Below are 14,453 nucleotides of genomic sequence, written 5' to 3' on the forward strand. Positions count from 1 at the left end.
GGCTCCGCCGACGGTCAGCGCCCGAACAGCCGCCCCAGCCCGTCCTCCAGGCCGATCGGCACCACGCCCAGATCCCGTGCCATCGGCCCCGTGTCGAACGCCTTGTCTTCCAGCAGACGCCGGATTTCGGCGGTCCCCACCGGCGGCAGGCCCGGCAGCACGCGGGTCGCCCACGCGGCCGCCATCATCGCCGCCGCCGGCACCGGCAGCACGGGGCGCGGCCGCAGGCCCGCATGCCGCGCCACCATGGCGGCGAAATCCCGGTAGGAGAGCGCGGTCCCCCCCGCGATCACCAGCGCATGCGGCCCGTCCCATGCCCGGCCCAGCGCCGCCAGCATGCTGCGCGTCACGTCGTCCTGATGGATCGGCTGCACCAGCGCGTGCCCGCCGCCGGGCAGCGGCGTCACCGGCAACCGGCGCAGCAGCGCCGCCAGCCGGCGCACATTGTTCTCGCCCTGCGCGCCATAGATCATGGTGGGGTGCAAAATAACCCCGTCGCGGCCCGACGCCATCAGCGCCGCCTCGCCGGCCAGCACGCCGTTGCCGTGCACGTCGGGCCAGCGGGTGAATTTGCGGGTGCTGCCCAGACACACCAGCGCGGCCCCGGCGGGCATCGCCGCCAGCAGGGCGGGCACATGCCGCGCATGCGCGGTGCTGGCCACCCGTGCCGCGCCCGCCAGCGCCCGGCGCAACCCGTCCGCCGGCCCCGTCAGGTCCGCGATCGCGGGTTCGCCCGGCAGGCCGGTCGCCCGCCAGCGGGCGGCATCGCGCACCACGGGGACAAAGGGCGTCCCCTGCTCCAGCAGCGCCCGGCACAGGGCCACCCCCGACCGGCCGGAGGCACCGATCACATGCACAGGCCCGCCAGGGGGCGGGGGAAGCGTCACGGGAGGCTGATCGACAGGCCCAGCATGCCCGCCGTGGCGGGGTCGCCGGCCATCGACAGCGCCACGCCCAGCATCAGCACGCTGATCGGCCGGGGCGGCCGCAGCATCACGCGCAGCCGCTGGTCCGGCCGGGCCAGGAAATGGCCCAGCGCCTGCATCGACGGGTCGGGCGTCTCCGCCAGCGCGGTCTGGATCTGCTGGCGGTAGGCATCGGGCGCCACCTGCCGGGCGCGGGCCAGCCCGTCCAGCACATGGTCGGCCAGCGAATGGTCCTGCCAGTCGATGGTGGCGGAGACGATGCGCGCGGTCTCGGGCAGGTTGGCCAGGTCATCGACCGGAATCTGGTCCAGATCGGCCAGGATGGTCATATGGCCCATGTCCGGGGCGTCGATATCCAGCGGATGCAGGGTCATGGTCCCGCTCTGGCGCTGGAGGGTGCTGACGGCATGGATGCGGCCGGCGAAATGGTCGTAGCCGATCATCCGCAGCAGCGACTGGTCCTGCGGCGGGCTGGGCCAGGCGGTCAGGTCGGTGATGGTGGTCTCAAGCTCGTCCTGGCTGGTGGTGGCTTCCTGCTCGGCTTCCAGATGCCCCACGCGCAGCAGCGGGCTGGCGGTGTCGATGGTCAGGGCCGAGATGTCGAACCGGCGGCGGCCGACCGTATGGATCAGGTGCCCCGATTGCAGCAGGCTGGCGAGCTGGCCGGCAAAATCCGGCCCGTCGATGCGCAGGTGGCCGATGCCGATGCGGCGCGACGGCGCGAGGCGGATCTGCACGGCAAGCGTCTCGATATCCAGGTGCGAGGTCCGGCCCAGCCCGTAATCGCGGAGGGTGGCATTGGCGATCGTCAGGTCGGTCTGCCCGCCCGGCACCGCCACATGCAGGTCCTTCACCTGCGCCGAATCCAGCACCATCGAGTCCAGGCGCGGCGGGGTAGGGGTACGGAACAGGTCCGGCCCGCTATTGGGCAGCACCAGCCCCTTCAGCACCAGCGACGCGATCGAGGCCGTGGCCCCCGGCTCCATGATCTGGACGTTGCGCAGCGTCAGCGCGCCGATATGCTGGCCATCGACCGCGTTTCCGGTCACGCGGCCCACGATGGCCTCGGAGGCCGTCAGCGTCAGTCCGGGGTTGCGATACGTCACCGCCGTCAGCCGCGCGCCACGGGCGAGAATGCGCGGCGAGGCGGTGGCATAGGTAAAGCTGGCGCCGGAGCCGATCGCCGCCCGCAGGTCGGCAATGGCGGATTCCATTCGGCTCTGGGCGAGATGCCGCAGGCCCAGCCCTCCCACGATCACGATGATCAGTAGCAGAACAAGGGCGGAAGTCAGTTTTTTCACGTATGGGGCACCCGTCTATGGCCGGTATGACAGCTATAACATTCCCATGCGGATGGGCAATCTCCCGATGGAGCCCAGGATGTGGTATGGGGATACCGCATCGCTAGTTGCCCGAAAAATCGGCGCAAAACCCGTTTTTGTCTTGACGGAGTGGCCGCGTGCGCGGATAACGCGCCACCCGTTACCGCTCCCTATCCATCAGACGGAACACAAACAGATGAAGACCACCCTCTCGCTGAAGCCCGCAGAGGTGACGCGAGACTGGATCCTGATCGACGCCGAAGGCCTCGTTCTGGGACGTCTCGCCGCCATCATCGCGCAGCGCCTGCGCGGCAAGCACAAGCCGCAGTTCACTCCGCATGTCGATTGCGGCGACAACATCGTCGTGATCAACGCCGAGAAGATCAGCCTCACCGGCAACAAGGTCGGCCAGAAGCTGTTCCATTACCACACGGGCTATCCGGGCGGCATCAAGCAGCGCACGATCACCCAGCGGCTGGAGGGCAAGAACCCCGGCCATGTGGTCAAGAAGGCGGTCGAGCGCATGATCACCCGCGGCCCGCTTCAGCGCGCGCAGATGAAGCACCTGTATGTCTATGCGGGTACCGAGCATCCGCACGCCGGCCAGCAGCCCACGACGCTCGATGTCGCGGCGCTGAACCGCAAGAACACCATCAACACCCAGAAGGTCGGGGCCTGATAGAATGTCTGAAACCCAAGAGCGTACAGGCACGCTGGCCGACCTGAAGGATGCCGTCGCAACCGGCCAGGTCGTCTCCACGCAGGATGCCCCGGTCTACGAAGCCAAGCGCGACGCGCAGGGCCGTTCCTACGCCACCGGCCGCCGCAAGGACGCGGTTGCCCGCGTCTGGATCAAGCCGGGCAAGGGCGACATCACGGTCAACGGCCGTCCGGTGGGCACCTACTTCGCCCGTCCGGTGCTGCGGATGCTGATCACCCAGCCGTTCCTGGTGGCCGACCGCTACAACCAGTTCGATGTCTACTGCACGGTCACGGGCGGCGGTCTGTCCGGCCAGGCCGGCGCGGTCCGTCACGGCATCAGCCGCGCGCTGACGCATTACGAGCCCACGCTGCGCGGCATCCTGAAGGCCGCCGGCTTCCTGACCCGCGACTCGCGCGTTGTCGAGCGCAAGAAGTACGGCCGCGCCAAGGCCCGCCGTTCCTTCCAGTTCAGCAAGCGCTGATTGCTCCATCCGGCCAGGGCGCACACAGCGCCCGGCCGGCGCGGACATCAAACGGGGGATATCCGGCCCATGCGGCCGGGTATCCCCCGTTTTTTTTGGCGATCACGCCGCTGCCCGCGCAGCACCCTGTCTCGCGCATCCCGGCTCCACGCGCCTTTCGCTGGACGTCGCGCGCCATGTGGCCATGATGTTTCATCACCGCCCCGTCGCATGACCCGATCCGCGAGACCGCCAATGCACCGCCCTGCCGGCCACAGTCCGGCGCCGACATGATGTGGCGCCTCCCGGGCGTCTTCCGGTCGCTGCGCATCGTCAATTACCGCATCTGGGCCGCCGGCGCCTTCGTCTCCAATATCGGCACCTGGGTCCAGCACACGGCGCAGGACTGGCTGGTGCTGACCGAACTGACGCACCACGACGCCTCGGCCGTCGGTCTGGTCATGGCCCTGCAATTCGGGCCGCAGATGCTCCTGCTGCCCTGGACGGGCTTCGCCGCCGACCATTTCAACCAGCGCCGCCTGCTCATGGTCACCCAGGCGGCGATGGGCGTCCTCGCCCTGGCGCTGGGCGCGCTGACGGTCGCGGGCGTCGTCCGGCTCTGGCACGTCTATGTCTTCGCCTTCCTGTTCGGCTGCGTCGCCGCGTTCGATGCCCCGGTCCGCCAGACCTTCGTGGCCGAACTGGTGGGCGAGCGCGACCTGCACAACGCGGTGGCGCTCAACTCCACCTCGTTCAACGCCGCCCGCCTGATCGGCCCGGCCGTCTCGGGGCTGGTGATCGCGGCCATCGGCACCGGCTGGTCCTTCCTCATCAACGGGGTCTCCTTCGTGGGCGTCCTCCTCTCGCTGGCCACGCTGCGCGTCGCCGCCCTGCGCCCGAGCGCCCGCGTCCACCGCCGCAAGGGCAATTTCACCGAGGGGTTCCGCTATGCGTGGGGCCGCCCCGATCTCCGGGCGATCCTGATCATGCTGTTCCTGATCGGCACATTCGGCCTCAACTTCCCCATCTTCATCTCCACCATGGCCGTCAGCGTCTTTCATGTCGGGGCGCGGGGCTACGGCATCCTGTCCTCCATCATGGCGCTGGGCTCGATGGCGGGCGCCTTTTTCGGCGCCGCCCGCATGGCGCCGCGTTTCGAATCCCTGCTGACGGGCGCATTCGTTTTCGGCCTCGGCTGCGCGCTGGCCGCCCTCGCGCCGGGCTACTGGCTCTTCGCCGCCGCGCTCGTCGTCATCGGCGTCGCGGCCCTCACCGTCACCAACACGACCAACAGCCTGGTGCAGCTTTCCACCCCGCCCGAAATGCGCGGCCGGGTCATGGCCCTGCGCGTCGGCGTGGCCCTCGGCGGCACGCCGATCGGCGCCCCCATCGTCGGCTGGGTCGCCGACAGTTTCGGTCCACGCTGGGCGCTGGGCGTCGGCGCGGCCGCCGGACTGGCCTCCGCGCTCGTCGCCCTGCTGGCCCTGTCGCGGCGGGACGCAGGCAACCCGCCCTGAACCCGTGCATGGAAGAAGCCGGCGCCCACGCGTGCCGAACGCCCCCGGCCCATCCTGGCAGAGCGGCCACACCGCGTGATACGCACCTCTCGCATATCGTCCCGCGCGGCAGGCGGATTCTCTCTCGCCGGGGCGCGTGCGCGAACAGAGGGATGGAAATCGTGGCGTCATGAAACGCACGGCTGATCTTCCGCATCACCCGCCGCCCGTCGTGGGTTTCGCGGATCACTATGTCGGCGGGTTTGTGGACGGGTTCCATACCCATGACCGTGGCCAGCTCTCCGTGTTTCTGGCCGGCACGGTGACGGTCGGCACCTGTAACGGCAGCTTCACCCTCGGCCCCGGCCAGGGCCTGTGGCTCCCCGCCAACACGCTCCATCAGGCGACCTGCCGCACCGATCTGGCGTTCCAGGTCGTCTATGTCGATCCCGCTCTGACCGGCGCCGACCTGCCGCCCAGGATGTTCGACGTATCCACCCTCATGCGCGGGCTGGTGGACGAGATCATTGCCATGAAATACGATTTCACGATGGACGACCGCATGTCGGCCATCGCCCGGCTCCTGGTCGATGAAATCGGGCGCGCCCCCCGGATCGCCGAACGCCTGCTTTTTCCACAGGACCACCGGCTGCGCCGCGTGTGCGAACTCATTACCGCCCAGCCGGGAGACTGCCGCGACATCGACCATTGGGCGCGGGAGGCCGGCATGGCGCGGCGCACCTTCACCCGCCTGTTTCACCTGGAAATGGGGATGGGGTTCGCGGCCTGGCGTCGCCGGGTGCGGGTGATCGAAGCCGCATCGCGCATCGCGGCGGGCCAGTCCATCGCGGAAGTCGCGTTCGATCTCGGCTATGAGAATGCCGGCAGTTTCAGCACGATGTTCCACAGAACCTTCGGCGTCGCCCCCAGCACGCTGAGACCCGGCACGCTGCGGCCCGGCACACTGAGACCCGGCACGGGGCCGGCACCGCGCCCGTAACAGAACGGGCGCCCCGCCCACCGCGCACGGCCTTCCCCACCCTCCGTCACACGATCGCCCCCGACGCCATCGGTCCGATCATGCGCGCCGTCCCGCAAACCGCGATGTCGGCGATCAGGCCGAATGTACTGGCGTTCAGGCCAGCCGAAGGTTCGTCGCTTGATGGGGCCTCCAAAGAGGGCTATCGGCGCAACTAAGTCTTATTCTTAATATCAACATCGATCACCGTCTTCCGTCGGAAGAATCGGGTCACGAAACGGGCCGGGTATGCAGCGCAGCAGGATTGTCTACACCGTTCTTTTTTCCCTTGTTCTGACCGACGCGGCCTCCGCCGCCGGGCAGCAGAAAAAGACCGACACCCCCCATAAGGTCGGAACGCCCCCCGCCGGCCAGACCGCCACCACCCAATCCAAGGCACATGCCCTGCCGGCGGAGCAGATCGAGGTCAGGGGGCACATGGCCTCGACCGTCGCCTCTTCCGCGACCAAGACCAATACGCCGCTGGGCGAGACGGCCCAGTCGGTCACCGTCATCACGCGCGACGAAATGGATGTGCGTGGCGTCCTCACCCTCAACCAGGCGGTGCGCTACGCCGCCGGCATCACCGCCGATACGCGCGGCGGGGAGGGCACACGCTACGATCTGTTCGACCTGCGCGGCTTCACGGTGCCGACCTTCCTCGACGGGCTGAAAGTGCAGAGCAGCCCGACAGGTTTCGCGGTTGCCCAGACCGATACCTCCCGCCTGGATCGCGTCGAACTGCTCAAGGGCCCGGCCTCCGCGCTGTACGGCCAGTCCAGCCCCGGCGGCCTCACCGCACTGTCCAGCAAGCTGCCGACCGACCAGCGATCCTATGGCAGCGTGAACACGACCGGCGGCATGTTCGATCTTTATCGCGTCGATGCCGATGTCGGCGGCTTCGCGACGGACGACGGTCTGGTCCGCTACCGGCTATACGGAACGGTGAACGGGCAGCACACCCAACTCAGCAAGACAGGAAGCCGACGTTTCAGCATAAGCCCGTCCTTCACGTTCGGCGGCGCCGGGCCGACCACCCTCACCCTGCTGGGCAATTACCAGTACGACCCCGAGAACGGCTCCTATGGCGGTGTCCCGCTGATCGGCTCCCTCAGGCGGGCATCCTACGGCTACCTGCCACGAAATTTCTACGATGGTGACGTCCCTTCGGAAAAATTCAACCGCAGGCAGGGTTCGATCACCTATATCTTCAACCATCGTTTCAATAACGACTGGAGCTTCAGCACCCGCGGACGCTACGACGATATCATGACCGAATATCGCAGCGTCTACGACAACGGCTATTACGACGACGGCGGCGACGGCACCACCGGTACCATGCTGTCCCGCTCCGCATACGGCACGCGGGAGCATGTGTACAACCTGGCATTCGACAGCCAGTTCAAGGGGCATGTCCGCACCGGGCCGCTGCGTCATACGCTGATGTTCGGGTTCGACTACATGCAGCAGAGAGCGAACGACAAGGAAGCCGGCGGCGATGCGCCCGATCTGGATGTCCTGCACCCCGATTACCACATGGTCATCCCCCCGCTGACGCCGACTCAGGACTACGTCACGGAGTCCCACCAGATCGGCGCCTACGGCCAGGACGAGATCCGCTGGAACCGTCTGATCCTGACCGGCAGCCTCCGCAACGACTGGTACCGGTCCCATCAGGTCGAGTTTCTGTCCCAGTCCGATACGCGGCAGAATGCAAGCCAGATCACCTGGCGCGCGTCCGGCCTCTATCATTTCGATTTCGGCCTTGCGCCCTATATCAGCTACGCCACGTCCTTCCAGCCGCAGTCGGGCAGCGTCTCCAACGACGGCGGGGCCACGTTGCGCCAGGCGAACCCGTCCGTCGGAAAACAGCTCGAAGGGGGGCTGAAATATCAGCTTCCGGGCACGTCCGTCCTGCTCACCGCGGCGGGCTTTCATATCGAGCAGAGCAACGTCCTCGTCTCCGTCGCCAATACGGGCTACAACCTGCAAAGCGGGCTGGTCCATTCGGACGGGTTCGAGTTCGAGGCCCATGCCGATCCGTTCCGCAACCTCATGCTCACGGCGGCCATCAGCGTCCAGCGGGTGCATGACGATTCCACCGGCAAGCCGCTGATCCAGTCGGGCAAGGGCAATGCCTCGCTGTTCGCCTTCTACACGATGCCGTCAGGCCCGGCGAAAGGTCTCGGTTTCGGCGGCGGCATGCGCTATTCGGCAAAAACCTATGGCGGACAAGCGACGTACGGCAGCGTGTGGCTCCCGCAATATGCGCTGTTCGATGCGTCCATCAGCTACGATCTGTCGAACCTGTCCCGCGCGCTCCGGGGATGGAAGGCCTCGGCCAGCGTCCGCAACATCTTCGACCGGCATTATATCGCCAACTGCTTCGCCTACGGCTACGCCGGCCAGTATTGCTATTATGGCGAGCGCCGCAACGCCCAGGCCAGCATAGGATATAGCTGGTAGACCTCCCCCGCGGCGCGCCCCTGCGGAAAGGGATGCCCCTCGGGGAGGAAACCCGGCGACGCCGACGCCTGTTGCGGTCGCCGGATCGGGGTCTCGCCGCGCAAGGTCCTGAACGCCTGACCCGTCATGGGGCGGGCAACCGCCCAACGCGGAAACATCCCGTGACCGGTCAGGGTTTCTCCCGTTCCAGCAGCCTCTCCTTGCGCGCGACACCCCAGCGATATCCCGCAACCGTGCCGTCATGGCGGATCACGCGATGGCACGGTATGGCAACGGCCAGCGCATTGGCGCCACAGGCATTCGCCACCGCCCGCACCGAAGCGGGGGCACCGATCCGACGCGCGATGTCGCGATAGGTCGCAATATTCCCGGCCGGAATCTCCCGCAGCGTATCCCACACGCGCTGCTGAAAGGCCGTGCCGCGAATATCGAGTGGCAGATCCAGCCCGATGGCAGGCGCTTCCACAAACCCGACCACCCGCGCCACCAGTTCTTCGTAATCCCGGTCGCCCCCGACAAGCTCGGCACGGGGAAAGCGGTCCTGAAGATCGCGCACCAGCAATTCCGGGTCATCCCCCAGCAGAATAGCCACGATCCCCCGTTCGCTGGAGGCCACGAGGATCGCCCCCAGCGCACACGCCCCCACGGCAAAGCGCAGCCGCTCGGCGACCGCGCCCCGGCGCAGCGCGGTCGGCGTCATGCCCAGCATCCCGGCGGATTTTTCATAAAAGCGGCTGCTGGACCCATATCCGGCGGCATAGATCGCATCCGTCACACGCGGCGCGGCGGGCAGGGCCGCGCGCAGGCGCCCGCTCCGGCAGGCATCGGCATATCGACGCGGCGAAAGCCCGGTGGCGCGGGTGAACACACGCTGGAAATGGCCGGGGCTCCACCCGACCGCGCGCGCCAGGGCGGCAAGGGTCGGACGCCCGTCGCCGGCTTCGATCAGGCGGCACGCCCGCACGACGCGCGCATTCCGCCCGTCCGCGCCCGCCGCCGCATCGGGGTCGCAGCGCAGGCAGGGCCGCGCGCCGGTCGCCCGTGCGTCCGCGATGGTGTCATGAATCCGCACATTGCCCGGCCGGGCCATGCGCGAGGGGCAGGAGGGCCGGCAATAGACCCCCGTGGTGGTCACGGAATACCAGAACCACCCATCGGCCCGCCGATCCCGATGCACGATCCCGCGCCAGCGCGGGTCCCGTTCGGTGGCGTTCCTGTCCGCGTCCGATCCGTCCATTTCCGCCTCCCGTCAATTGTGATTGACCCCGACACTATGTCCGTCGACGATGCCGCACACTCCGAACCGTGCGATCAAATCCCGATCATCACGCCGGTCTCGTCACCCGGCCGCCAGATGCGCCCGCCGAAAAAAGGGAAAGAAGCCGTTTTGTCGAAAGCCGATCATTCGTCCAGTCTTGCGCTGTTGTCCCTGGCCTGCGGGGCCTTCGCGATCGGGGTCACCGAATTCACGCCCATGGGTCTGCTGCCCGTCCTGGCCGAGGGCGTCCATGTCAGCGTGCCCAGGGCCGGCAGCCTGATCAGCGCCTACGCTTTCGGCGTCATGGGCGGCGCCCCCTTCGTCACCCTGCTGCTGGCCCGCTATCCGCGCAAATACGCGCTGATCGGGCTGATGGTCCTGTATGCCATCGGCAATCTCACATCGGCGGCCAGCGCCGACTACACGCAGTTGCTGCTCTCACGGGTGCTCACCAGCATGGCCCATGGCGCCTTCTTCGGCCTGGGCGCGGTCGAGGCCGCCAGCCTGGTCGCGCCCAACCGCCGGGCCAGCGCGCTGGCCAGCATGTTCATGGGCCTGACCGTCGCCAACATCTTCGGCGTGCCGGCCGCCACCTGGCTGGGCGATACGCTGGGCTGGCGCAGCGCGTTCGCCGTCATCTCGGTGCTGGGCGTGGTCGCGGCGGCGGCCCTGTCGGTCGCCCTGCCATTGGCCGAGGCCGGCCCAAGGCCCGACGCGGCGGCCGAACTCAAGGCCATCCTGCGCCCCAACGTGCTGATGGCACTGGGCGTCACGGTCATCGGCGCCGGCGCGATGTTCGAACTCTACACCTATATCGTCCCGATGCTCGAGCACATCACCAAGGCCGGCCCGGCCCTGACGACGGCGGCGCTGATGCTGATCGGCGTCGGCTTCAGCATCGGCAACGCCATCGGCGGCCGCGCGGCGGACCGCTCGCTGGCCGGTACGCTGCTGGTGTTCTTTCCCATCCTGGGCCTGATCATGCTGGCCTTCCCCTTCGCGGCGCAGACGCCGGCCGGGGCATTGGCCGGCGTCCTGCTCTGGGGCGCCGCCAGCTTCTCGCTGATGCCGGCGTTGCAGATGCGCACCATGCAGGCCGCGCACGACGCGCCGGGCCTGGCCTCGTCGGTCAATATCGGCGCGTTCAACCTGGGCAACGCGCTGGGTGCCGCGCTGGGCGGCGCGGTCCTGTCCTTCGGGTTCGGCTACCCGATGGTCTCCGCCGCCGGCCTGGGGATCTGCCTGCTGGGCGTCGTGCTGGTCCTGCTGTCCCGCACCGGGCGGCTGTCACCGCAGGCCGAATAACGCGGCCTTGCCGGCAGGCCGCCACGTTGCTACGCATGGCGTGTCGGAAAAGGCAGATCTGGTCTGGTAAGCCCAGGTCCTTTCGGTAACGAAAGCTCTGGTCTTTGGCCTCGCGCACAAGACCCCCGCGACGAACAACGGATGCTCTCCGGGCATCCAGTCGTTCGTCCGGCGCGGGGGCAGATGCCAGGAACGCTCCGGTCGAACATCGACAGTGGAGCCGTTCATGCCTGTAGAGTTTCCGAAATGTCATGATGTGATCATCGTGGGCGCCGGCCCGGTCGGGCTGTTTCTCGCTGGCGAACTGTGCCTCGCAGGCTGTTCGGTCCTGATGCTGGAGCAGGCACGGAGCCCGGCATCTCCCCTGAAGGACCTGCCGTTCGGACTGCGCGGCCTTTCGGTCGCGACCATGGAAACATGCGATCGCCGCGATCTGCTCGACCCACTCAAAAGCCGTGCCGTCGATCGCGACGGCACGGCCACGGCGCACTGGATGCGACCAGGCCGCCGCTCTGCCGGTCACTTCGCCGGCATCCCGTTCTTTCAGGATCAGATCGACAGCGCGACATGGCCCTATCGGCTGCCCGGCCCCATCGGCGGCATGGCGGCCGATATGGCGGGCATCGAAACCGTGCTGGCCGATCGTGCGCTCGTCATGGGCGCCGAGATCAGGCGTGGCTGTAAAGTCGAGGATCTTTCACAGTCCGAGACGAAAGTCAGCGTGCGCGCCAATGGCAGCACGTTCGAAGGTCTCTGGCTGGTCGGCTGCGACGGTGGCCGCAGCAGGGTGCGCAAGGCGGCCGGGATCGCCTTCAGCGGAACGGAGCCCGAATTGACCGGCTATTCCGCCGAAATCGCATTGGCCGATCCGGCCAGCCTCAAACCCGGCCGCCACGCCACCCCCACGGGCCTGTACACCTACGCCCCGCCCGGCCTGGTCACGATGGCCGATTTCGATGCCGGCGCATGCCACCGGACGCAGCCGATCACCCGCGACCATATCCAGGCGGTCCTGCGCAAGGTCTCCGGCACCGATCTCGTGGTCACGGCACTGAAACGCGCCACCACATGGACCGACCGCGCCTGCCAGGCGACCGACTACCGTCGGGGGCGCGTCCTGCTGGCGGGCGACGCCGCCCATATCCATTCGCCGCTGGGCGGGCAGGGCCTCAATCTCGGGCTTGGCGACGCGATGAATCTCGGCTGGAAACTTGCCGCGACAATCCGCGGCCACGCGCCAGCCCACCTGCTCGACAGCTATGCTGACGAGCGGCACCCTGTCGGTGCGCGGGTCCTCGACTGGTCACGGGCACAGGTCGCACTCATGCGCCCGAGCCGCGCGACACGCGCGCTCGAAGCCATCATCCGCGATCTGATCGAAACACGCGATGCCGCTACCTATTTCGCCGAGCGCGTATCGGGCATCGGGCTCCGCTATGATTGCGGCGGCACGCACCCGCTGGTCGGCCACAGCGCACCAGACTTCGCCCTGGCCGACGGAACACGGCTGAACGACCATCTCCGCACCGGGCGCGGCCTGCTGCTGGATTTCGTCGCGCAACCATCGCTTCGCGCCTTTGCGGATCGCTGGGCCGGACGGGTCGATTATGTCGCGAGCGATGCAGAAGAGCGCCTGGGGCTGCACGCGGTACTGGTCAGGCCCGACGGTTATATCGCCTGGGCCAGCGACCATGCCGCCGATGACGAAGGGGCGTTTCAAGCCGCCCTGAGATGGTTTGGAAACCCTCGGAAAGAACGCTGATCTCCCAAAGGCGGATGCGTCGGGCATCCCCGGCAGAGGCGCTAGCCAGAGGGTAACGCCCTTTGCAGAACCGATCCGTTCTCTTCCGGTCTTCATTACGATCGGCCGAACTTCCAACAGGACCGGCGGAATGCCGGTCCCACCCTCGCCATCGCGCACATACGCTGCGCAATAAAGGCTTTTTTTCTTCTCTCGCGTCAGAAAGTGAAGAAACCTACGACACAAACGCCAGAAGGTCCGCCTTCAGCCGCGTATCATGCGTCACCACAAACCCATGCGGCGCGCCGTCGTAAATCGTCAGCGTCGCGTTCGCGATCATCTTCGCCGCCAGCGCCCCGGTGGCGTCCAGCGGCACCACCTGGTCGTCATCGCCGTGGATGACCAGCGTGGGCACGTCGATCGTCGCCATGTCCGGATGGAAATCCGTTTCGGAAAAGCTGGTGACGCAATCAAGGGTCGCCTTGAGCGACGCCTGAAGCGCGATCTGCAAGGTCTGCTCCAGCACGCCGTCCGAAACCGCCGCGCCGTGATTGACACCATAGAAAACCGGTGAGAAATCCTTGAGAAACTGCGCGCGGTCCGCCCGCAACCCGGCGCGGATCCCGTCGAAGAGGCTCTTCTCCGGCCCCACCGGATGGCCCGCGGTTTTCATGAATTGCGGGGTGACGGCGCCCAGCAGCGCCAGCTTGCCCACCCGTTCGCTGCCATGGCGGGCGATGTAGCGGGTCACGTCGCCGCCGCCCATCGAAAACCCGACCAGCACCACGTCCCGCAGGTCCAGATGCCCGATCAGTTCGGCAATGTCGTCGGCCAGCCGGTCGTAATCATATCCCTGCCAGGGCTGGTCGGAGCGCCCGAACCCCCGCCGGTCGAAGGCGATGGCGCGAAAGCCGTTTTCCGCCAGATGCAGCATCTGGCTGTCCCACATGTCGGCACTCAGCGGCCAGCCATGGCTGAACAGCACGGGCCGGCCCGTGCCCCAGTCCTTGTAATAGAGGCCGACACCATCGGAAGTCGTAAAGCGTGTCATGGTCCTGTTCCTTGTCCGGGCCGCGTTCGCGGCCACACGGGGGAGGGGAGTGGAGGCGTTGTCAGAGGGCCGGCACCCTGGCGGCCCGGCCCAGCCGCAGGGCAAACCGTCCCGGCCCGGCCACGGCCAGCGCGATCAGCCCGCCGGCAATGCCGATATTCTTGTAGAAATGGATCATCATGTCGTACCGGAGCATCCCCTCCATGGTCCAGAAATGATGGCCGATAAAGCCGGTCACGACGGTGTAGGCGGCCAGCAGCAACGCCAGCGGTTCGACGAACACCCCCAGCACCAGCGCCACCCCGATGCCCAGTTCCACCCCCGTCGCGATCAACGCCGACAGGGCAGGCAGGGGCGCGCCGGTCTGCGCCATGTAGGCGACGGCGCCGGAATAATCCGACAGCTTGCCCCACCCCATGACGAGAAAGAGGGCCGAAAGGGCGATACGGGCGGCAAGCAGGGCGACATCGCGGGTAGCGGGCGTAATCATGTCAGGCAATCCTGTGGCAAAATCAGGGGAGATGGAAAATCCGAGGTTTCCGTCTGTCAACGGTGAAGCCACGTTATGCGCAACCGAATTGAGATAAAACAGAAACAACAGAAACGCATTGGTTCCATTTTATATCTCGGCAGCCATGTCCATACAGCCTCGTGCATCGCCCCGCCGCCCGGCAAGCGCCCGCGCATGGAGTTCAGGCAGGCCACCA

The 14,453-nt window shown here is 67.3% G+C and carries 12 protein-coding genes; 7 read left to right on the forward strand and 5 right to left on the reverse strand.

Features of this window, described 5'->3' with window-relative positions; translation table 11 throughout:
• Positions 1–14 precede the first annotated feature (14 nt).
• Together ABF821_RS00115 and ABF821_RS00120 are read right to left on the reverse strand one after the other, a co-directional pair.
• Positions 15–887: an SDR family oxidoreductase gene (locus ABF821_RS00115; RefSeq protein ID WP_415528599.1), complete on the reverse strand. Its 873-nt coding sequence runs from the start codon at positions 885–887 to the stop codon at positions 15–17.
• A complete protein-coding gene (locus ABF821_RS00120; protein ID WP_183008387.1) occupies positions 884–2,227 on the reverse strand; it encodes a hypothetical protein in 1,344 nt (447 codons plus the stop codon). The genes ABF821_RS00115 and ABF821_RS00120 overlap by 4 nt, the downstream gene beginning before the upstream one ends.
• Before the next feature lie 217 nt (positions 2,228–2,444).
• On the opposite strand from ABF821_RS00120, the gene rplM reads away from it, so the two are divergent.
• The 5 genes from rplM to ABF821_RS00145 all read left to right on the forward strand — a co-directional run bounded on the left by rplM (position 2,445) and on the right by ABF821_RS00145 (position 8,391).
• The gene (gene rplM, locus ABF821_RS00125; RefSeq protein ID WP_114725670.1) at positions 2,445–2,927 is read left to right on the forward strand and encodes a 50S ribosomal protein L13; all 483 of its coding nucleotides are present in this window, start codon (positions 2,445–2,447) and stop codon (positions 2,925–2,927) included.
• 4 nt (positions 2,928–2,931) lie between these two features.
• Positions 2,932–3,432: a 30S ribosomal protein S9 gene (gene rpsI / locus ABF821_RS00130; protein WP_114725672.1), complete on the forward strand. Its 501-nt coding sequence runs from the start codon at positions 2,932–2,934 to the stop codon at positions 3,430–3,432.
• A 269-nt stretch (positions 3,433–3,701) separates the two neighbouring features.
• On the forward strand, positions 3,702–4,928 hold the full coding sequence (locus ABF821_RS00135; protein ID WP_415528600.1) for an MFS transporter: 1,227 nt from the start codon (positions 3,702–3,704) through the stop codon (positions 4,926–4,928).
• A 169-nt stretch (positions 4,929–5,097) separates the two neighbouring features.
• Positions 5,098–5,907: an AraC family transcriptional regulator gene (locus ABF821_RS00140; protein ID WP_415528601.1), complete on the forward strand. Its 810-nt coding sequence runs from the start codon at positions 5,098–5,100 to the stop codon at positions 5,905–5,907.
• Positions 5,908–6,174: 267 nt separating this feature from the next.
• Positions 6,175–8,391, forward strand: a complete 2,217-nt coding sequence (locus tag ABF821_RS00145) for a TonB-dependent siderophore receptor (RefSeq protein ID WP_415528602.1) — start codon at positions 6,175–6,177, stop codon at positions 8,389–8,391.
• A 169-nt stretch (positions 8,392–8,560) separates the two neighbouring features.
• Here the strand turns inward: ABF821_RS00145 and ada are convergent, their stop codons facing one another.
• Positions 8,561–9,628 (reverse strand): bifunctional DNA-binding transcriptional regulator/O6-methylguanine-DNA methyltransferase Ada, encoded by a 1,068-nt coding sequence (gene ada / locus ABF821_RS00150; RefSeq protein WP_415528603.1) that lies wholly within the window; start codon positions 9,626–9,628, stop codon positions 8,561–8,563.
• A gap of 150 nt (positions 9,629–9,778) precedes the next feature.
• On the opposite strand from ada, the gene ABF821_RS00155 reads away from it, so the two are divergent.
• Positions 9,779–10,954 carry an MFS transporter gene (locus tag ABF821_RS00155; RefSeq protein ID WP_415528604.1) on the forward strand — a complete coding sequence of 392 codons (1,176 nt, stop codon included), beginning with the start codon at positions 9,779–9,781 and terminating at the stop codon, positions 10,952–10,954.
• A 226-nt stretch (positions 10,955–11,180) separates the two neighbouring features.
• On the forward strand, positions 11,181–12,716 hold the full coding sequence (locus tag ABF821_RS00160; RefSeq protein WP_415528605.1) for an FAD-dependent monooxygenase: 1,536 nt from the start codon (positions 11,181–11,183) through the stop codon (positions 12,714–12,716).
• A 214-nt stretch (positions 12,717–12,930) separates the two neighbouring features.
• Here ABF821_RS00160 and ABF821_RS00165 read toward each other — a convergent pair whose 3' ends face one another.
• Positions 12,931–13,746, reverse strand: coding sequence for an alpha/beta fold hydrolase (locus ABF821_RS00165; protein ID WP_415528606.1), 816 nt, complete (start codon positions 13,744–13,746; stop codon positions 12,931–12,933).
• 61 nt (positions 13,747–13,807) lie between these two features.
• The gene (locus ABF821_RS00170) at positions 13,808–14,236 is read right to left on the reverse strand and encodes a DoxX family protein (protein ID WP_415528607.1); all 429 of its coding nucleotides are present in this window, start codon (positions 14,234–14,236) and stop codon (positions 13,808–13,810) included.
• Between the last annotated feature and the right edge of the window lie 217 nt (positions 14,237–14,453).

The organism is Gluconacetobacter sp., assembly GCF_047721585.1.
In the GTDB taxonomy this organism is placed as follows: Bacteria; Pseudomonadota; Alphaproteobacteria; order Acetobacterales; family Acetobacteraceae; genus Gluconacetobacter; species Gluconacetobacter dulcium.